A 19997-nucleotide genomic window follows, 5' to 3' on the forward strand; every position below is an offset into this window, starting at 1 on the left:
GGCGTTCCTTCTTCCCTGATCAGTTTCCGCCGCGGGCGATGGAGTTGCCCGCGTAGAGGCCAGCGGCCTGTACGTCCGTGTATCCGTCGAGGCCGAGCCGGCCGGACTGGGCGTAGAAGGCCACCGGGTTGCGCCACAGCACGCGGTCGACGTCGTCCTCGTCGAAGCCCGCGGCGAGCATGGCCTCGGCGGTGGCCCGGGTGAGCAGCGGGTCGCTGTGGCCCCAGTCGGCGGCGGAGTTGACGAGGATCCGCTCGGTGCCGTGCTCCTTGAGGATGGCGACCATGCGGTCGGGGGTCATCTTGGTGTCGGGGTAGATGGAGAAGCCCATCCAGCAGCCGGAGTCGCGGACCTCGCGGACGGTGACCTCGTTGAGGTGGTCGAGGACGACGAAGCCGGGGTCGATGCCCGATTCGCGGATCACGGCGAGGGAGCGGCCGGTGCCGCCGGCCTTGTCGCGGTGCGGGGTGTGGACGAGCGCCGGCAGTGCGAACTCGACGGCGAGGGCGAGCTGGACGGCGAAGGCGTGGTCCTCGGCCTCGGTGACGGTGTCGTAGCCGATCTCGCCGACGGCGACGACCCCGTCCTTGGCGAGGTAGCGGGGCAGCAGGTCCAGGACGGGGGTGCAGCGCGGATCGTTCGCCTCCTTGGGGTTGAGGCCGATGGTGCAGTGGTGGCTGATGCCGAACTGGGCGGCGCGGTACGGCTCCCAGCCTAGGAGCGCGTCGAAGTAGTCGGTGAAGCTGGCGGGGGAGGTCCGGGGCTGGCCCAGCCAGAACGCGGGCTCGACCAGCGCGCGCACGCCGGCGGCGTGCATCGCTCGGTAGTCGTCCGTGGTGCGGGACGTCATGTGGATGTGCGGGTCGAAGATGCGCATGGTCGGGGCTCCGGTCGGGGTCGGTGGTACGTCAGTTGTCGTGGGTCGCCGGTGCGGCGCCCGGCGGGCCCAGGCCCTAGCGGGTCACGGCACCAGGGACCACAGGTCGGCCGGTACGGTGCGGTCGGCGGCGCGCCGCTCGGCGGCGAAACCGTGGGCCATCCGGGCGAGTTCGGCGTCGCGGCGTTCGTGCAGGCCGGCCACCCTGGCCAGCGGGATCCCGGCGAACAGGCACTTCAGGACGGCCTGGCGCCAGCGGTACTGGTCGAGGTGGGCCCGGGCGTAGGGGCCGAGGGCGGCGGCGATGAGCCGGTTGTCGTTGGTGCGCACGGCGTCGTCGGTGAGGTGCACGGCGCGGTCGCCGACGGGCAGGAACGGCAGGGCGCGCAGGACGCCGCGGCGTTCGGCGGCGTCGCCGTGCGCGTACCGGTCGGCGGCTTCCGCGGCGAGGGCGGCGCCGGTGGTGCCGTACCGGGTCAGGGCCAGCAGCAGGACGGTGCGTATGGCGTCCTCCACGGCCCAGTCGGCCCAGCCGGGCAGGGGGCCGCGGCCGTATTCGCGTCCGGCGGCGGGGAAGCGGCGGTCGAGGGCGGCGGGGCCTTCGGCGGCCACGGCGTCCGCGGCGGCGGTGAGCCGGGTGCGGTGTTCCTGGTCGAGGACGGAGCGCAGGGACTCCCGGAGGGTGCGCAGGGTCAGCGCGTCGTGCACGGCGCTGTCCGCGAGGGGGGCGGCGGGCGGGGCGAGGGTGGGGGCGGTCATACCGGTACGGCCTCCTTCTGTGGGGTCTGGCGCGGCGGGCGCCGGCCGGCGGCGGCGTGCAGGAAGGCGATGCTGTGGCGGGCCGTCTCCGCTCCGGCGTGGCTGTGGCGCGGGAGTTCGACGGAGACGAGCCCCCGGTAGCCGGCGTCGGCGAGGGCGCCGAGGACGGGCGGGAAGTCGATCTCCCCCTCGCCGAAGGGGAGGTGTTCGTGCGTGCCCCGGCGCATGTCCTCGATCTGGACGTGGGCGAGGCGGTCGGCGGCCAGGGCCACGCAGTCGGCGACGGGCCAGGGCTCCAGGCAGCGGCAGTGGCCGAGGTCCAGGGTGAGCCGGAAGCGGTCCGGCCGGCCCAGGTCGGCCAGCAGTCTGCGGTAGCCGGTGAGGTCGGCGACGAGCATGCCCGGCTCCGGTTCGAAGGCCAGGTCGATCCCGGCGGCCTCGGCGTGGCCCACGGTCTCGGCGCAGCCGTCGACCAGCCGCCGCCAGGCCTGTTCGCCGGTGGTGCCCGGGTCGGCGGTGCCGCTCCAGAAGTGCACGGCTCCGGCGCCCAGTTCCGCGCCGATGCCGATGGCGCGGCGCAGCAGGTCGAGGCGGAGCCGGCGGCCCTCGGGCTCGGCGGACAGCAGCGTGGGGCGGTGCTTGCGGCGCGGGTCGAGGAGGTAGCGGGCGCCGGTCTCCACGACGACGGCCAGGCCGGTGGCGTCCAGGGCGCGGCGGACCCCGTCGACGCGGGCGGTGAGGTCCGGGGCGTACGGGTCCAGGTGCTGGTGGTCCAGGGTCAGGGCGACGCCCTCGTAGCCGAGGTCGGCGAGCAGGCGCAGGGCGTCGCCGAGGCGGTGGTCGGCGAGGCCGTTGGTGCCGTACGAGAACCGGAGCGCGGTGGCCGCGCTCATGTCGGGGAGACCTTCCGGGCGAGGCGGCGCACCACGGGCAGGGCGGCGGCGAGGGTGACGGCGAGCCGGGGCGCTCCGGCCCGGGCGGCCAGGGCGGCCTGGAGGGGCAGGAGGGCGTGGATGCCGGCGCCGACGGCCCGGCGCACCTCGGGGGCGGCGGGCCGGCGGACGGCCCGGGCGAGGGCGGGTCCGTAGCCGGCCCCGTAGAGGGCGAGGGCGGCGCCCTGTACGGGTCCGGTGGCACGGGTGAGGGTGCCCGCGGCCGCGGCGGCCGAGGCCAGCGCGGTCAGGGCGGCCTCGTGGGGCGGGGCGCCGGCGACCTCGTGGCGGCTGAGCCGGGTCAGGGCCAGGGTGTGGCCCGCGACGGCGGCCGCGGCGGTCAGGGCCGGGCGGGCCGGGCCGGGGCCGGTGCCGTGCAGGACGTCGAGGGCCCGGGCGGCGGCCATCACGGCCGGGCCGAGCGGGGTGTTCTTGGCCCCGAGGTCGTAGGCCCACACGGCGGCGGCCAGGGGCAGGGTCCGGGTGAGGACGGTGCGGGGCCCGCCGGCGAGGGCGGCGGCGCCCAGGCCGGCGGCGGTCAGCGCGGCGGCCGTGGCGAGGGCGGCGCCGGGGGTGATCCGGCCGGAGGGCAGGGGCCGTTCGGGCCGCTCGACGGCGTCGGTCTCCCGGTCGGCCCAGTCGTTGAGGGCCATGCCCGCCCAGTAGAGGCAGACGGAGGAGCCGGCCAGGCCCAGGGTGCGGGGGCCGGTACCGCGTCCGGCGGCCAGCGCCCCGGCGAGGACGTCGCCGGGGACGGTGATCGCGGCGGGTGCCCGCAGCAGCTCGGCGTAGGCGCGCAGGGTGCGCCGGGCGCGGAAGGCCCGCCCGGGGAAGGGCGGCAGGCGCAGCGGTCCGGTGGGGGCGGTGGATGCGGGGCGGAGCGGCCGCCCGGCCGCGGCGGCCATCGCGGCGGGGCTCACGGCCGGGCCCGCTGCCGGGGTCACGGCCGGGCTCCGGTCAGCGGATCCGGCTGGGCCGGGGCGTCGGCGGGGACGCCGGCGGCCCAGGCGCGCAGGGTCTCGTACTGGAGGGTGAGGTTGTGCTCGGTGGAGCCGGCCGGGTCCTTGAAGAAGAAGCCGAGGGCGGGCAGCGCCCCGGACTCGCCGCGGCGGCCGGCCAGCGCGGTCAGCCGTACGAGGTCGAGGACCAGCGGGGCGGCCAGCGCCGAGTCGCAGCCCTGCCAGGTGAACTGCATGGTCATCCGGACGCCGAGGAACCCTTCGAAGGAGATGTGGTCCCAGGCGGTCTTCCACTCGCCCATCTCGGGCACGTTGTCGATGTGGACCTGGCCCTGGACGGCGTGGCCGACGGTCTCCTCGAGGCTGCGCTGCTTCGACTCGGTCTTGGAGCGGGCCGCCGCCGGGTCGGCGAGGGTCGCCCCGTCGCCGCCGCCGAGCAGGTTGGTGCCGGACCAGGAGCGCAGGCGCAGCGCGCGCTGGGTGAACATGGGCGCGAGGGCGCTCTTGACGAGCGTCTCACCGGTCTTGCCGTCGCGGCCCGCGTGCGGGACGCGGCGCAGCCGGGCCAGTTCCTCCAGGGCGGGCAGGGCGGCGCCCGCCGAGGGGGTGAAGTTGACGTAGGAGAAGCCCGCGGTGAAGGCGGCGTAGGCGTAGAGGGAGCTTGCGGGCAGGGTCACCGATCCGGCGGCGAGGCCCGCTTCGAGGGCGGCGAGGTCCAGGAAGGCCGGGTCGGGGTCGGGCAGCGGCTCCGTGGAGGAGACGTTGACCACGACGACCTGTTCCAGGGCGTGCCGGTCGCGGAAGGCGGCCATGTCCTCGGCGAGGCGGGCGGCGGTCCGGGCCTGGGACTCCCCCGGGCGGGGGGATCCGTCGCGGATTTCCAGCTCGGCGGCGGCCAGCGGGGTGTCCAGCGCCCTGAGGACGGACGCGGGCAGGACTCCCGCGTCCACGAGCTGTGCGGCCCTCGCCGACAGCGGGGTGCCGACGACGTCGTGGCCGCCGAACACCAGGTCGGCGAGAGCCGGGAGGGGCGCGTCCGCGAAAGGGCGAGTTTCGGTGACGCACCCGACGGGGGAGGCGGCACCCGCCACGATGGCGGCGGCGCCGGCGATGGCGGCCGTGGCGACCGAGCCTCGCGCGCCGACCATCCAGACTCCGATTCGGGGTGCGGATCCGGTCGTGTGTCGCATGGTGTGCCATTCCTCCTGAGTCTTACGGGATGTGGGGGGGTCCGGGGCCCGTCCGGCGGACGGGCCCCGGCGAGCGGTCACTTGCCCATGTCGGCCGGGTAGGGCCACACGTCGAAGGCCGAGGTGACCTTGGCGTCGGAGCGGCACAGCCACTTGGCGGTGACCTTGTTGACCACGTGCTTGGGCAGGTGCTTGTTGTCGTTGGCGTCGTTGACCGGCTTGCCGATCGACTGGAGCTCCCAGGCCATGCCGGTGAGGCGGTTGATGTGCGCCCAGAAGCGGCGGTCGATGTTCAGCAGCTGGAAGGACTGCAGGTAGGCGTGCCAGCGGTGGTAGGCCTGGGTGGGGGTGGGCGGCGTGTAGTTCATCATGTGGACCTTGTTGCCGGCGGGGCGGCGCGGGTCGAAGAGCGTGCCCTGGCCGAACTCCTGGAAGGCGAAGACGAGGCCCTTGGGGTCACGGCCGTACCACTTGTCGTAGACCTTCCGCTGCTCGCGGGAGAGGAGCTCGAAGTGGGCGCGGTTCGGCTGGATGATCTCCATCCAGCTGCGCGGGTAGCGGCCGCCCTGGCGGGTGGCGACCCAGGCGTCGTACGACTTGGTGAACCCGCCGAAGGGGGCGGTGATCGCCCCGACCGCGGCCTTCATCTCCGCGGAGGGGTTGTAGTACGACATTTCGTCGTAGTCGTACCAGAACTCGCTCGCCCAGCGGTCGCCGACGAGGCCCTCGACCTTGGGCAGCTCCGGGCGGCGGCGGCCGTGGGCGGCGGCCGGCGTCGCACCGACGATTCCGACGGTGGCGGCGGCCCCGGCAACGCCGAGGGCGGTCCGCAGGACGCTCCTCCGGTCCATGGAGTTGAGCGGCATGGGCGTGCTCCTTCAGGGTCTGGCGCGGATGCGGACGGGCATTCGGGGGACTGCGATGACCTGTACTTTTCCGTGGCCCGCTATGGCCGCTCTATACGTCCCGTACGTCCGCGCGGGCCCCGGGAACGCAGCCCGCGCGGACCCCCTGGGCAGGGGTCCGCGCGGGCTGCGGGACGAGGTGCGGGCGGGCGGTGCTACGCGTCGAGCGGGTTGCGGCGCAGGGCGGGCGAGAGCAGCGCGGCGAGCGCGGTGAGGCCCATGGCGGCGCTGAGTCCGAGGACCGTGGGGGTGGGCCCGTACGCCTCGAGGGCGAAGCCGGCGGCGACGGGTCCGGCGGCCATGGCTCCGCCGCCCACCAGCATGGCGAGGGAGTTCGCCCTCCCCCGCATCCGGTCGGGGGCGACGCGGACCATGAAGACCCCGCCGGCGACGTTGAAGACGCCGCCGACGTAGCCGCTGGCCGCGAACAGGGCGCCCAGGGCGAACGGGTCGCGCAGGAACGCGACGGGCACCATGAGGGCGGTCCAGACGGCCAGTCCGCCGAGGACCAGGGTCCGCAGGGAGAACCGGGTGGCCCACCAGCCGCCGCTGATGGCTCCGACGAGACCGCCGGCTCCGCTCAGGGAGAGGACGAGACCGATCTGGAACTGTGAGCCGTGGTTCTCCTGGATCCCGGTCATGACCGCCAGGTTGAGGCCCTGGAAGAGCAGGTTCGAGACGGCCACGGCGGCCATGACGGCGCGCAGGAAGTGCTGGCGCCACATCCAGAGGAGGCCTTCCTTGACGTCCGCGACCAGGTCGGGACGCGGTCCGGTGCGCTCGCTCTGGAGCTTGCCCCGGACCCCGAACAGCAGGGCCAGCGAGGCGAGCTGGCCGACGAGTGCCGCCACGTAGGGGAGGGAGGCGCCGAGGGCGACCAGGCCGCTGCCGAGGGGCTGGCCGGCGATGGCCGCGCCGCGGGTCCGTGCCTCGTTCCCGGTGAGGGCGGCGGGCAGCTGTGCGGCGGGGACGACGGCCGGGACCGCGGCCCGCTCGGCGAGCTGGTGCAGGACGCCGAGGGTGCCTTCCACGAAGGCGGCGGCGAGCAGCGCCCACAGCCAGACGTGTCCGGTGAGCAGCAGCGCCGCCACCGCTCCGGCGACCAGGGCCTGGCCGAGGCCGGCGCCGAGCATGATCCGGCGCCGGTCCCAGCGGTCGACGAGGGCGCCGCCGGGGAGCTGGACGAGGAGCTGCGGGAGGAGGAGGGCGGTGCCGACCAGGCCGGCGTCGCCGGGCGAGCCGGTGAGCCACAGCACGGTGAGCGGGTAGGCGACCGCGGTGGCCCGGCCGGCGAGGAGCGACAGTCCGGCGCCGCCCCAGAGGAGGGTGAAGTCCCGGTTGCGGCGAAGTGGTACGTCCTTCGGCGCGCCCGGCGCGTCCTCGGCCCCGGTCTCGGCTCCGGCTCCGGCTCCGGCTCCGGCCCCGGCCCCGGCCCCGGCGGCCTTGACCCCGGCCTCGACCTTCGCGGCCTCGGCTGCGGTCCCGGCCTCCGTCTCGGCCCCGGGGGTGCTCCCGGCCTCGTCGGCCAGGTGCCACTGGAGGACCGCCGGGTCCGTCGCCGTCTTCGGCGGCGGCGTCACCGTACGGCCAGTGCGGGACGCGGCCCGGCGAGCTCGTCGGCGCCCGGCTCCGGGCCGGAGTGGGTGTACTCCAGCACCGCCATCGCGCTGTGCATCTTGTTGGCGGCCTGGGCGAAGGCGATGCTCATCGGCCCGTCCAGCACCTCGGCGGTGACCTCCTCGCCCCGGTGGGCGGGCAGGTCGTGCATGAAGACGGCCCGCGGGCTGCCGTCCCACAGACGGGTGGTGACCTGGAACGGGGCGAAGATCTCCCGCCAGTTCGCGTCCGGCTTCTCGGTGCCCGTGGTCTGCCAGCGCGTCGTGTAGACCGCGTCGAAGTCCTCGGGCAGCGCGTCCATGTCGTGCCGCTCCACGAGTACCGCGCCCGTGCGCCCGGCCTGGGCCAGGGCCCGCCGCGTGATGGAGGGCAGCAGCCCGTAGCCGGGCGGGGTGCGCAGCTCGAAGTGGACGCCCGGGAAGCGGGTGAGGGCCAGGGCCAGGGCGGCGGCGGTGTTGTTCCCCTCGCCGACGTACAGGACGCGCAGTCCCTCGATCCGGCCGAAGTGGCGCAGCAGGGTGGTGAGGTCGGTGAGGGCCTGCGTGGGGTGTTCCTCGGCGCTCATCGCGTTGATGACGGCCATCCGGTCCTGGGAGGCCCAGCCGCGCAGCTCGGCCTCGGGGCCCGCGGTGCGGGCGACGAGGACGTCGAGCATCCCGGAGAGGACGCGGCCGGTGTCCTCGACGGACTCCCCGGTGTTCAGCTGGAGGTCGCCGGGGCCGTAGGCGACGATGCGGGCACCCACGCGCAGTGCCCCGGAGGAGAAGGCGGTGCGGGTGCGGGTGGAGGTCTTGGCGAAGTAGACGCCGGCGACGAGCCCTTCGAGGGCGTCGGAACCGGTGGCGGCGCCGGCCGAGAACTCGGCGCCCCGGGAGACGATCCGCCGCAGGTCCCGGTCGGTGAGGTCGTCGATGGAGATCAGGTGGCGGGCGGGGCGTCGGCCCTGCCGGTCGGTGGTGTGGCGGTCCATCGGATCAGCCCTTCCGGGGGTGGTCGGCGCCGTCCTGGCGGGCGGCGGCTTCGAGCGCGGCGGCGGTCTGGGAGACCGTGTGGTTGCGGAGCGCGGTGGCCAGGTCGAGGGCCAGTCCGTGCCGGCGGGCGGTGACGAGCAGCGGTGCCACCAGCAGCGAGTCGCCGCCGAGGTCACGGAAGTCGTCGTGCACGCCGACCTGTTCGAGGCCGAGGACCTCGCACCAGACCTCGGCGAGCACCTTCTCCAGGTCGGTGCGGGGGGCGGTGTGGGGCAGGGGGGTCGCGGTGGCCCGGCGCGAGGCCAGCGCGCCCTTGTCGCGCTTGCCGTTCGCGGTCAGGGGGAGCTGTGCGACGACGGTGACGGTGGCCGGGATGACCGCGGCGGGCAGGACGGTGCGCAGCCGGTCGCGGAGGGCGGGGACCTCCACGCGGGCCCCGTCCGCGGGGACCACCCAGGCGGCGAGCCGCTTGCCGCCGTCGGCGGCGTCCACGGGGGCGACGAGTGCCTCGCGGACGGCGGGGTCCGCGGTCAGTGCCGCTTCGGCCTCGCCCGGCTCGACGCGGTGGCCGCGGATCTTGACCTGCTCGTCGGCGCGGCCGGTGAACTCCAGCACCCCGCCGGGCAGGATGCGGGCCAGGTCGCCGGTGCGGTAGAGCCGGGTGCCGGGGAGTCCGTACGGGTCCGGCAGGAACGATTCGGCGGTCAGGGCGGGCTGTCCGGCGTACCCCCGGGCCAGCCCCTCGCCGCCGAGCCAGATCTCACCGGTGATCCCGTCGGGCACCGGCCGCAGCCGCTCGTCGAGGATCCGCAGCAGCACGCCGGGCAGGTTGGAGCCCAGCGGGACGAGGGTGCGGGCGCCGCCCTTGAGGTGGCCGCCGGGGCGCACGTACCCGAAGGTCGCGGCGACGGTGGTCTCGGTGGGGCCGTACTCGGCGCCCAGGAGCATCCGCCCGCCGGCCGCGGCGATCCGGGAGTGGACCCGCTCGGCCTGCGCGGTCGGGTAGGCGTCGCCGGCGCAGACGGCGATCCCGGCGAGCCCGCCGAGCTCGGCGTCGCTCAACTGCCCCTCCAGCAGCTGGAGGTGGCCCGGGGTCAGGCCGACGAAGGAGTACGGCGCCCCGGCCAGCAGCAGCCGCCCGAACTCCCCCGGCTGCCAGTCCTGCGGCAGCAGGCGGACCGGCTGCCCGGTCATCAGCGGCGCGTACAGGGCCGGCATGCCCAGGTCGAAGCCGACCGAGGTGAACCAGGGGGCGCCGCCGGTGCCCGCCTCCGCGTAGGCGCGTACGGCCCAGTCGAGGTAGTGGGCGAGGGCGCGGTGCGTGACCTCGACGCCCTTGGGGGTGCCGGTGGAGCCGGAGGTGTGCAGCACGTAGGCGAGCCGGTCCGGGTCCGGGTCCAGGCCCAGCGGGCCGCCGTCGCCCTCGTCGGAGACCTCCTCGGCGGCCAGGACCCGCCCCTCGGGGAGGATCCCGGCGAAGCGCCCGGTGTACGCGGCCTGCGTGAGGGCCAGGTCGAAGCCGAGCCCGGCGATCCGGGCGTCCGGGGTGCAGGGGTCGACCGGCAGCTGGGCGGCGCCGGCCTTCCACACGCCGAGCAGCGCGGCCACCAGCTCGGGCCCGCGGTCCAGCAGGACGGCGACCCGGCTCTCGGGGCCGACGCCGAGGGCGCGCAGCCTGCGGGCGATCCGGTTGGCCCGCTCGTCGAGCTCCGCGTACGAGGTTCCGGGGGTGCCCGCGCCGGTGAGGGCGGTGGCCCACGGGGTACGGGCGGCCTGCGCCTCGAAGCCGGCGAGGACGTCGGCCGGGGTCTCGGGGTGCGGCAGGGGCGGCGCGGCGAGGCGGGCCTTCTCGTAGGCGCTGGGGAAGCCTCCGGTGGCGTCGCCGTCGGCGCCGGTGCGGGCCATCTCGGTGAGGACGGCCTTGTAGAGCCCGGCGAGCCGCTCGGCGTTGGCCTTGGCGAGGGTCCGCGTACGGGAGGCGATCGACAGGTGGCCGCGTACCGGGGTGCCGACGACGAGGGGGAACTCGTTGGGGCTGTCGTCGCGGCTGGCCATGATGTCGATGAGCTCCACGTCGACCTGGTGGAAGTCGAGGTAGTGGAAGAGCACGTCGATCAGGTGGCTCTCGCCGCCGGCCACGCGCATGGCGGGCATCGGGTAGCGGCGGTGCGGCCACAGGGACACCTCGCGGGCGAACACCTCCTGGGCCAGCTCGCCCCAGGTCGCGGCGCCCTTGCGGTACGGGAAGGGCACGGAGTTGAGGTACATGCCGGAGACCCGTTCGGCGCCCGCCTCCTCGGGGCGGGCGTCGGCGACCATGCCGCCGCGGAAGGCCCCGGCGCGGGTCAGCATCGACAGGACCTTGCTGTGCGCGGCGTGCAGCACGCTCTTGTACGGGACCTGCGCGGCCGAGGCGAGGGCGCGCAGGCCCGGCTCGGCCTCGGCCAGCGCGATGTCGACGCGGTAGCGCTCGTCGATGCCGTGCGGGTCGCCGGCCCAGCCGGTGGGGATGGTGAACTTCTCGTGGCCGTCGACGAGCTCGCGCCAGTAGTCGCGGTCCTCGGCGCCGGCCAGGGACCGCAGCTCGCCGGCGATGAAGTCGGCGTAGCGCACGGCCGGTACGGGCGGTGCCGGTTCGGGCTCGCCCCCGGCGCGCATCGCGTGGTAGGCGCGGAGCATCTCCATCAGCTGGGAGTGGTAGCTCCAGCCCTCGATGACGGGGTGGCATTCGGTGATGGAGAGCCACCAGCTCTCGTCGTCGACGAGGTGCACGGCCATCCGCATGAGGGGGGCGGCGGTGAGGTCGAACAGCTCCTCGCGGTCCCGGTCGGCGAAGGACCACAGGGTGGACTCGCGTTCCTCGCGCGGCAGGTGGCGCAGGTCCTCGAAGAGGCAGGGCATCGATACCGCCGCGGCGTCGTGGACCAGCTGGAGGGGCTCGCTGTAGCCCGTCATGGCGAAGGAGGTCCGCATCACCTCGTGGCGTTCGACGATCAGGCCGGCGGCGCGCCGGAAGACCTCGGGGTCGAAGGGCAGGGCGTCGCGGATCCGGAAGGAGGTGATGTTGTGGTAACGGTTCTCGCCGCTGCGGCCGTGCATCTCGACGAGCATGCCCGCCTGGATCCGGGAGACCGGGTAGGCGTCGGTGACGCCGGCGGGCAGGGTGCGCCGGTCCTCTTCGGAGATCAGGGCAAAAGGAGCGACGGGCCCGTGCGCGCGCTCGGCGGAGCCGTCGCCTGCCTGGTCGCCGAGCGCGGCGCGCAGCCTGGCGACGGTGCGGTGCTCGAAGACGTCGCGGACGCTGGTCTCCCAGCCGGCCTCGCGCAGGGCGCCGACGAGGGAGACGGCGCGTATGGAGTCGCCGCCGAGGTCGAAGTAGTTGTCGTGGACGCCGACCTTCTCCAGGCCGAGCACCTGGGCCCAGACCGCGGCGATGGAGGCCTCGGCGGCGTCGCGGGCCTCGACGTGCTCGCCGACGGCGGTGGCCTCGCGGCCGGGGGCGGGCAGGGCGCGCCGGTCGAGCTTGCCGTTGGCGGTCAGCGGGAGGGCGTCCAGGCGCAGGTAGGCGGAGGGGATCATGTAGGCGGGCAGGGCCTCGGCCAGCGCCTCCTTGAGGGCGGCGGGGGCGAGGGCGGCCTCGTCGGCGCCGGCGGCGGGGACGACGTAGGCGACGAGCTGCTTGTCGCCGGGGGCGTCCTCGCGGACGAGGGCGACGGCCTCCCCGATCGCCTCCTGGGCGGTGAGGGCGGTCTCGATCTCGCCGAGTTCGATGCGGTAGCCGCGCAGTTTGACCTGGTGGTCGATGCGGGCGACGAAGTCGAGGCTGCCGTCGGGCAGGACCCGGGCGAGGTCGCCGGTGCGGTAGATGCGGGCGCCGGGGGCTCCGTGCGGGTCGGGCAGGAAGCGCTCGGCGGTCAGGTCGGGACGGCCGGCGTAGCCGCGGGCCAGGCCGGTGCCGCCGATCCACACCTCGCCGGGGACGCCGACGGGCAGCGGGCGCAGCCGCTCGTCGAGGACGTACATGGTGGTGTTCGGGATGGCCCGGCCGATGGAGACGAGCTCGGTGGTGACGGGGCCGCGGGGGGCGCTGTAGGCGGCGAGGAAGTGGGCGGAGTTGCCGACGGTGATCTCGGTGGGGCCGTATTCGGCGGCGAGGCGGGTGCCGCCGGGTCCCGCGGCGGCGGCCCAGCGCTCGGCGAGACGGTGGGTGAAGGAGTCTCCGGCGGCGATGACCAGTCCGGCCAGGTCGTGGACCTGCGCGGCGTCCAGCTGCTGGGAGAGCAGGTCGAGGTGGCCGGGGGTGAGCTTGATGAAGGCGTACGGTCCCCCGTCCGCGAGCAGTGCGCCGAGGTCGGCGGTGTCGAAGTCCTGGGGCAGCAGGTGCACGCTCTGCCCGGTCATCAGGGGGGCGTACAGGTCGGGGACGCCGAGGTCGAAGGCGACGGAGGAGAACAGGGGCGCGCCGCCGGTGCCGGCCGAGGCGTAGGCGCCCGCGGTCCAGGTGAGGTAGTTGGCCAGGCCGCGGTGGCCGATGAGGACGCCCTTGGGCCTGCCGGTGGAGCCGGAGGTGTAGATGACGTAGGCCAGCTGGTCGATGTCGTACGCGGCGGGCAGTTCGGCGTCGGCGGTGGCGAGCGCGGTCCGCTCGGCCGGGTCGTCGACGATCACCAGGTCCGGGCCGTCGAACCGGTCCGCGTGCCGGGCCTGGGTGACGACGAGACGGGTGCCGGTGTCGCCGAGCATGAAGGCGATGCGCTCGTCGGGGTAGCCGGGGTCGACCGGCACGTAGGCGGCGGCGGCCCGCCAGACGCCGAGGAGCGCGGCGACGAGGTCGGGGCCGCGGTCCAGGAGGACGCCGACGGTGTCGTCGGGGCGTACGCCGAGCTGGACCAGCCGGCGCGCGAACCGGTCGGCGCGGGCGTCGAGTTCGGCGTACGGGAGCTCGCCGGAGGCGTGCCGGACGGCGACCGCGCCGGGGGTGCGGGCGATCTGCGCGGCGATGGTCTCGAACACGGGCCGCAGACCGGCGGCGTCGACGGGGGCGCCGACCGGCTCGGCCGGGCCGTCGAGCAGCAGGGCGCGCTCGGCGTCGCCGATGAACTCCAGGGTGGACAGGGGGGCGCCGGGGTGCTCGGCGACGGCGTCGAGGAACGCGGCGTAGTGGCCGGTGATCCGCTCGGCGGTGGCGGCCTCGAACAGGTCGGTGGCGTACTCCAGGGCGCCGTGCAGGGAGCCGTCGGGGCGCTCGGCGAGGTGCATGGTGAGGTCGAAGCGGGCGATCCGGCCGCTGGCGGCGACGGGGCCGACCGTGAGGCCGGGCAGCTCGGGGCTGTCGGAGCCCTGGCCGGAGGCCAGGTCGAACATCACCTGGAAGAGCGGGGTGGTGGACAGGTCGCGCTCGGGCTCCAGCAGGTCGGCGATCCGGTCGAAGGGGGTGTCCTGGTGGTCGAAGGCGTCCAGGACGGCGGTGCGGTTGCCGGCGAGCAGCTCGCGGAAGGTGGGGTCGCCCTCCCAGCGGCCGCGCAGCACGAGGCTGTTGTAGGCGTAGCCGGCCATCTGCTGGAGTTCGGGGCGGGTGCGGCCGGAGACGGCGGTGCCGACGCTGACGTCCTGCTTGCCGGTGTAGCGGCCGAGCAGTGCCTGGTAGGCGCTGAGCAGGACCATGAAGAGGGTGGCGCCCTCCTGTTCGGCGAGGGTGCGCAGCCGGGTGGCGGTGGCGGCGGGCACGTCGAACTCGGCGACGGCGCCGGCCCAGCCGCGCACGGAGGGGCGGGGCCGGTCGGTGGGCAGGCCCAGCGGTTCGGTCCCGGCGAGCCGTCCGCGCCACCAGTCGAGGGCGGCCTCGGCGGCGGGGCCGCTCTGGCGGGCGTTCATCCAGGCGGCGTAGTCGGCGTACTGGACGGGCGGTTCGGGCAGGACGCCGTCGAGCCGGCCGGTGACGGTGCCCGCGGCCCGGTAGCAGGCGGCCAGGTCGGCGAGGAGCAGCGGCCGGGTCAGCGCGTCGCAGGCGATGTGGTGCATGACGACGACCAGGACATGGTCGTCGGCGGCCAGGCGCAGCAGCCGGACCCGCAGCGGGGCCTCGGTGGCCAGGTCGAACACCTCGGTGGCGCGGTCCCGGACGAAGGCGGCCGCGGCGGCGTCGCGGCCGGCCTCCGGCACCCCGGCCAGCTCGGTGACGGCGTAGTCGACGGGGCCGGCGGGGTCGATGACCTGGCGCGGCTCGGCACCGTCGAGGACGTAGCGGGTGCGCAGGATCTCGTGACGGGCGGCCAGGGCGTCGAAGGAGCGGCGCAGGGCGCTCTGGTCGAGGGTGCCGCGCAGCCGGTGGGCGAGCGGCAGGAGGTACTCGGGGCTGTCCGGGTCGAGCTGGTGCAGGAACCACAGCTGGCGCTGGCCGGCGGAGAGCGCCAGCGGCGCGTCGCGGTCGGCGCGCGGGATCCCGGTGCGGGCCGGGACGCCCGCGGCGCGGCCCGCGCGGCCGGCGAGCCGCCTGCGCAGCAGCTCCGCGCGCAGCTCGTCCTGCGTGGGTGCGGTGGGTGCGGTCACGGCTGGTACTCCCTGTGGGCGATGGCGAGTTCGGCGTGGTTGAGCGTCTCGATCTCGAGGCGTACGGCTTCCTCGACGGCGGCGGCCAGACCGGCGACGGTCGGGTGCTCGAAGACGGCGCGCAGCGGCATCTCGACGTCGAACTCCTCGTGGAGTCGGGCGATGACGCGGGCGGCGAGGACGGAGTTCCCGCCGATCCGGAAGAAGCCCTGGCGGGCGCCGATCCGACGGGTGGTGCCGTCCTCCCCCGCGAGGACCTCGGCCCAGATCTCGGCGACGATCTCCTCCACCGGGCCCTCGGGCGCGGTGTACGGCTCGTCGGAGAGGGCGGCGGCGAGGTCGGGGGCGGGCAGGGCCGCGGTGTCGACCTTGTTGTGCCGGGTGAGCGGGATCCGCGGTACGGGTACCAGCAGCGCGGGGACCATGTAGTCCGGCAGGCGGCGGGCGCAGTGGTCGAGGAGCGCGGAGTCCGCGGGCGGGTTGGCGCCCCTGGGGACCCAGTAGCCGACGAGGGCGGCGGTGGAGCCGGTGCCGTGCACGACAACGGCGCACTGGGAGACGCCGGGGTGCTCGGCGAGGACGCCCTGCACCTCTCCGGTCTCCACGCGGCGGCCGCGGATCTTGGCCTGGCCGTCGGAGCGGCCGGCGAACTCGATGGTGCCGTCGGCCGCCATCCGGGCCCGGTCTCCGGTGCGGTAGAGGCGGGCGCCGGGGGCTCCGTACGGGTCGGGGACGAAGGAGGCGGCGGTCAGGCCGGGCCGGCCGTGGTAGCCGCGGGCCAGTCCGGTTCCGCCGACGCAGAGTTCGCCGGTGGTGCCGTACGGGACGGGCTCCAGGTACTCGTCGAGGACGCGGGCGGTGACGTGCGGGTAGGCGCGGCCGACGGGGACGGCGGTGGCGGTGTCGTGGGCGTCCCAGCGGGTGGCGGCGATGGTGGTCTCGGTGAGCCCGTACTCGTTGACGAACCGCAGCAGGCGCCTCGACAGCTCCCGGGCCAGGGCGGGCGGGCAGGGCTCGCCGCCGGTCTGGCCGACGAGCGGGCGCCGGCCGAGCCCCGCGTCGATGAGCATCTGCCAGTGCGGCGGGGCGACCTGGAGGTGGCTGACGCCGTGCTCCTCCATGAGCCGCAGCTGCGCGGCGTGGTCGGCGAGGTCGCGTTCCCGGGCCAGGACGACCCGGCCGCCGGCGACGAGCGGCATCAGCAGTTCGGTGCAGGAGATGTCGAAGGTGGGCTGGGCCAGGGCGAGCCAGGCGTCGTCGGGGCCCTGGCCGAAGTCCAGGTGGGCCTGCGAGGCGCGGAGCATGGCCAGCAGGGTGCGGTGCTCGACGGCGACGCCCTTGGGGCGGCCGGTGGAGCCGGAGGTGTACATGACGTACGCCAGCCGGGCGGGATCGGCCGGGGGCTCCGGCGGGGTGGCGGGCCAGGACAGCATGCCCTCGGTCAGGTGCTCGCCCGGGCCCTCGGTACGCCTCCCCGTGCCGGGGCCGCCGGCGGCGGACGCGGGGTCGCCGGCCGCGGCGGCTCCGCCGGGCCCGACGGAGCCCAGGGCGGCGAGGCGTTCGTCGGTGTCCACCGCCAGCCAGGGCCCGTCGTGGTGGCCGCGCAGCCGGGTGGCGCCGGCCAGGTCGGAGACCAGCAGGGTGGCGCCGGCGTCCCGCAGGACGTAGGCGAGGCGCTCGTCGGGGGCCGCCGGGTCGAGCGGTACGTAAGCGGCGCCGGCCTTCCAGATGCCGAGGTGGGCGGCGATCAGGTCGGGGGTGCGGCCGAGCATGACGGCGACGGTGCTCTCGGGGCCGGCGCCCAGCTCCCGCAGCCGCTGCCCGAAGGCCTCGGCGCGGCGCTCCAGCCGGGCGTAGCTCCAGCTCTCGCCGCCGCAGACGACGGCGGTCCCGTCCGGGGAGCGGCGGGCGACGGCCGCGATCGCGGTGTGCACGGCGTCCTCGCCGGCCCGCTCCGCGCCGGGCTCCGGGGCGCCGGGGCCGAGCGCCAGGATCTCCGCGCGCAGGGCGGCCGGGAGCAGGTCGGCCCGGCCGAGGCGGACCCCGGGGTCGGCGGTGACGGACTCCAGGAGCCGGACCCAGCCGGCCGCGAACCGTTCGACGGTGACGGCGTCGAAGAGGGAGGTGGCGTACTCGACCATGCCGAGCAGGGAGCCGTCGGCCTGCCGCTGCACGACGAAGGTGAGGTCGGTCCGGGCGGAGCGCCAGGCGCCGCGGAAGGCGGCGAGGTCGTCCTCGGCGGTGGCGGTGCCGGTGCGGCCCTCCTCGTGCAGGTCGAACATGACCTGGTAGAGCGGGGTGCGGCCGGGGTCGCGGGCCTCGTCCAGCTCGCCGACGAGCCGGTCGAAGGGCAGGTCCTGGTGGGCGAAGGCGGCGCGGGCGGTGTCGCGCACCCGGACCAGCGCCTCGGTGAAGGTGGCGTCGGCGGGGGCGTCGCAGCGCATCACCAGGGTGTTGAGGAAGAAGCCGACGACGTCGGCGACCTCGGGCCGCTCGCGTCCGGCGACGGGCACCCCCACCGGCACGTCCCACTGCCCGGTGAGCCGGGCCACCAGGGTCCCGAACACGGTCAGCAGGGTCTGCTGGAGGGTGGCGCCGTGGCCGCGCCCGAGGGCGGCGGCCCGCTCGGCCAGCCCGGCGGGGACGGTGAACACGTGGGCGGCGCCGAGGCCGTCGCGGACGGCGGGCCGGGGCCGGTCGGCGGGCAGGTCGACGGGCAGGATGCCGTCCAGGGCCCGCTTCCAGTGGGCGAGTTCCCCGTCGGCGGCGGACCCGGCCAGCCGGCGCCGCTGGTGGGCGGCGTGGTCGGCGTACTGCACGGGCAGCGGGGGGAGGACGGCGGCGGTGCCGTGGTGCGCGGCCTCGGCGAGGGCCAGCAGGTCCCGTTCGAGGACGACGGAGGACCAGCCGTCGCAGGCGATGTGGTGGAGGGACAGCACGAGGTGCAGGGAGTCCGTGCCGCGCAGGCTGAGCGCACGCCAGACGGGGCCGTTCTCCAGGTCGAAGGGGCGGGTGAACTCGTCCTCGATCAGGGCGGCCCGGGCCTCGGCGGTCTCGGCGCGGGTGGTGCGCAGCTCGACGCGGGCGTCGGCGTCGGCGATCTGGACGGGCTCGGCGCCGCGCAGCACGTAGCGGGTGCGCAGGATCTCGTGGCGTTCGGCGAGTGCGGTCAGGGCGGCGGTGACGGTGTCGTCGGCGTAGGCGGGCGGCAGGGTGATGAAGACGGGCGCGTTCCACTCGGCGCTGCCGGGCCGCATCCGGTCCATCAGCCACATGCCCTGCTGGCCGGGCGACAGGGGCAGGCCCCCGTCGGGGCGCGGCACGGGCCGGACGGTCTCGTCGGCCTCGGGCCCGGCGGCGGTCAGGGCCGGGGCGTCGGCGAGCAGGGCGGCCTGGGCCTCCACGGTGGTGGCGGTGAACAGGGCGCGCAGCGGGACGCGGGTGCCGGCGGCGGCCGACAGGGCCTCGGCGAGCCTGCTGAGGAGCAGGGAGGCGCCGCCGAGCTGGAAGAAGTCGTTGGTGGCGCCGATCTGCTCGGCGGGGATCCCGAGGAGTGCGGACCACTGCTCGGCGACGACCCGCTCGGCGGGGGTGCGCACGGGGACGTGCGCGCCCTCGGCGGCGGAGGCGGCCGCGGAGGCCGGCTCGGGCAGCGCGGAGCGGTCGATCTTGCCGTTGGCGGTGAGCGTGAACTCGGCGACGGGCACGTAGACGGACGGGACCAGCGGGTCGGGCAGGGAGCGGCGCAGGAAGGTGCGCAGTTCCTCGGGGCGCAGCCGCTCGCCCCGGGACTGGACCCAGGCGACGAGCCGGTGTCCGCCGGAGCCGTCGGGGACGGCGGCGGCGACGGCCGCGCGTACCCAGGGGTGGGCGGCGAGGGCGGCCTCGACCTCGCCGGTCTCGATGCGGACGCCGTTGACCTTGACCTGGTGGTCGAGGCGGCCCAGGTACTCCAGGGTGCCGTCGGCCAGCCAGCGGACGCGGTCGCCGGTGCGGTAGAGCCGTTCGCCGGGCGGGCCGTACGGGTCGGGCACGAAGCGCTCGGCGGTCTGGTCGGGGCGGCCCTGGTAGCCGAGGGCGAGGCCGAGGCCGCCGGCGTGCAGTTCGCCGGGGACGCCGACGGGGACGGGCCGGCCGGCGGGGTCCAGGACGAGGGCCCGCATGTGGGCGATGGGCCGGCCGATGGGGACGGCGCCGGTCTGCTGGGCGGGGTCCCAGCGGTGCTCGGTGACGTCGACGGAGGCCTCGGTGGGGCCGTACGTGTTCCAGATCTCGGCGCGCGGCGCCAGCTCGGCGAGCGCCCGGCAGAGTTCGGCGTGCAGCGGCTCGCCCGCGCTGAAGATCAGCCGCAGGGCGCCGGCGTCCTCCCATCCGGACTGCTCGGCCAGGCGCCGGTACACGGAGGGCACGCCCTGGAGGACGGTGACCCCGTGCTCGGCGACGGCACGCAGCAGGGCGGCGGGGTCGCGCTCGGCGTCCTCGGGGGCGACGGCGACGGCTCCCCCGCTGATCAGCGGGGAGAAGAGTTCCAGGCCGGCGGCGTCGAAGCCGATGGTGGTCTTGAGCAGGAAGCGGTCGGCGGGGCCCAGCTTGTGGCGGTGGGCCAGCCAGCGCACCCGGTTGGCGATGCCGCCGTGCGGGACCACGACGCCCTTGGGGCGGCCGGTGGAGCCGGAGGTGTGCAGGATGTACGCGGGCCCGGCGGTGTCGGGGGCGAGCGGGAAGGCGGCGGCCTCCCCGGCCGGTACGTGCTCCGGCGCGTCGGCGACGTCCAGGACGGTGGTGCCGGCGGGCAGCCGGGCGGCGGTGCCGTGTCCGGCGAGGACGACGGCCGCGCCGGCGTCCTCCAGTACCAGGGCGAGCCTGGCCTCGGGGTAGTGCGGGTCGAGCGGGACGTACGCGGCCCCGGCGAACCAGACGCCGAGCAGCGCGGCGATCAGCTCGGGGCCGCGCGGCAGGCAGACGCCGACGAAGTCGCCGGGGGCCACTCCCCCGGCGCGCAGGGCCGCGGCGTAGCGGCCGGCGAGCCGGTCCAGGCCGGCGTAGTCGACGACGGCTCCGTCGGCGCCGAGGACGGCGGGGGCCTCGGGGGTGCGGGCGGCCTGGGCCCTGAACAGGGCGGGCAGCAGCAGACGGCCGGGGGTGGATCCCGACTGCGTACGGTCGTTCACGTTCTCTCCTTCATCGGGATCGGGTGGCGTCGGCCGTGCCCGAGGCCTTGGCGGACCGGACGGGCCC

General features: G+C 75.9%; 10 protein-coding genes. All 10 read right to left on the minus strand.

The features are described from left to right. Positions 1-19: 19 nt before the first annotated feature. Positions 20-877: a TatD family hydrolase gene (locus ACZ51S_RS19240; RefSeq protein ID WP_362474144.1), complete on the minus strand. Its 858-nt coding sequence runs from the start codon at positions 875-877 to the stop codon at positions 20-22. 84 nt (positions 878-961) lie between these two features. Then, positions 962-1636 (minus strand): EboA domain-containing protein, encoded by a 675-nt coding sequence (locus ACZ51S_RS19245; protein WP_468961519.1) that lies wholly within the window; start codon positions 1634-1636, stop codon positions 962-964. Then, on the minus strand, positions 1633-2529 hold the full coding sequence (locus tag ACZ51S_RS19250; RefSeq protein ID WP_468802790.1) for a sugar phosphate isomerase/epimerase family protein: 897 nt from the start codon (positions 2527-2529) through the stop codon (positions 1633-1635). Before ACZ51S_RS19250 ends, ACZ51S_RS19245 begins: the two co-directional genes overlap by 4 nt. After that, positions 2526-3512 carry an SCO3242 family prenyltransferase gene (locus tag ACZ51S_RS19255; RefSeq protein WP_468802792.1) on the minus strand — a complete coding sequence of 329 codons (987 nt, stop codon included), beginning with the start codon at positions 3510-3512 and terminating at the stop codon, positions 2526-2528. The genes ACZ51S_RS19250 and ACZ51S_RS19255 overlap by 4 nt, the downstream gene beginning before the upstream one ends. Further along, positions 3509-4717: an inositol-3-phosphate synthase gene (locus ACZ51S_RS19260; RefSeq protein ID WP_468802793.1), complete on the minus strand. Its 1209-nt coding sequence runs from the start codon at positions 4715-4717 to the stop codon at positions 3509-3511. The genes ACZ51S_RS19255 and ACZ51S_RS19260 overlap by 4 nt, the downstream gene beginning before the upstream one ends. A 77-nt stretch (positions 4718-4794) precedes the next feature. Beyond that, complete coding sequence (locus ACZ51S_RS19265; protein ID WP_468475336.1) at positions 4795-5583, minus strand: Tat pathway signal sequence domain protein; 789 nt, start codon at positions 5581-5583, stop codon at positions 4795-4797. Between the two features lie 194 nt (positions 5584-5777). Then, entirely contained in the window at positions 5778-7202 is a 1425-nt protein-coding gene (locus tag ACZ51S_RS19270; protein ID WP_468802794.1) for an MFS transporter, read from the minus strand. Further along, positions 7199-8209 carry an ornithine carbamoyltransferase gene (locus ACZ51S_RS19275; RefSeq protein ID WP_468802795.1) on the minus strand — a complete coding sequence of 337 codons (1011 nt, stop codon included), beginning with the start codon at positions 8207-8209 and terminating at the stop codon, positions 7199-7201. The genes ACZ51S_RS19270 and ACZ51S_RS19275 overlap by 4 nt, the downstream gene beginning before the upstream one ends. A gap of 4 nt (positions 8210-8213) precedes the next feature. Next, positions 8214-14759, minus strand: coding sequence for an amino acid adenylation domain-containing protein (locus ACZ51S_RS19280; protein ID WP_468961523.1), 6546 nt, complete (start codon positions 14757-14759; stop codon positions 8214-8216). Next, complete coding sequence (locus ACZ51S_RS19285; protein WP_468961525.1) at positions 14756-19930, minus strand: amino acid adenylation domain-containing protein; 5175 nt, start codon at positions 19928-19930, stop codon at positions 14756-14758. Before ACZ51S_RS19285 ends, ACZ51S_RS19280 begins: the two co-directional genes overlap by 4 nt. Between the last annotated feature and the right edge of the window lie 67 nt (positions 19931-19997).

It is taken from the genome of Streptomyces sp. NPDC034043 (assembly GCF_055575675.1).

What these genes read in the sequence shown, in the direction of transcription:
- ACZ51S_RS19275 (WP_468802795.1), bottom strand. Translation starts at nt 8,209, where the DNA reads ATGGACCGCCACACCACCGACCGGCAGGGCCGACGCCCCGCCCGCCAC.
- ACZ51S_RS19260 (WP_468802793.1), bottom strand. Translation starts at nt 4,717, where the DNA reads ATGCGACACACGACCGGATCCGCACCCCGAATCGGAGTCTGGATGGTC.
- ACZ51S_RS19250 (WP_468802790.1), bottom strand. Translation starts at nt 2,529, where the DNA reads ATGAGCGCGGCCACCGCGCTCCGGTTCTCGTACGGCACCAACGGCCTC.
- ACZ51S_RS19245 (WP_468961519.1), bottom strand. Translation starts at nt 1,636, where the DNA reads ATGACCGCCCCCACCCTCGCCCCGCCCGCCGCCCCCCTCGCGGACAGC.
- ACZ51S_RS19240 (WP_362474144.1), bottom strand. Translation starts at nt 877, where the DNA reads ATGCGCATCTTCGACCCGCACATCCACATGACGTCCCGCACCACGGAC.
- ACZ51S_RS19265 (WP_468475336.1), bottom strand. Translation starts at nt 5,583, where the DNA reads ATGCCGCTCAACTCCATGGACCGGAGGAGCGTCCTGCGGACCGCCCTC.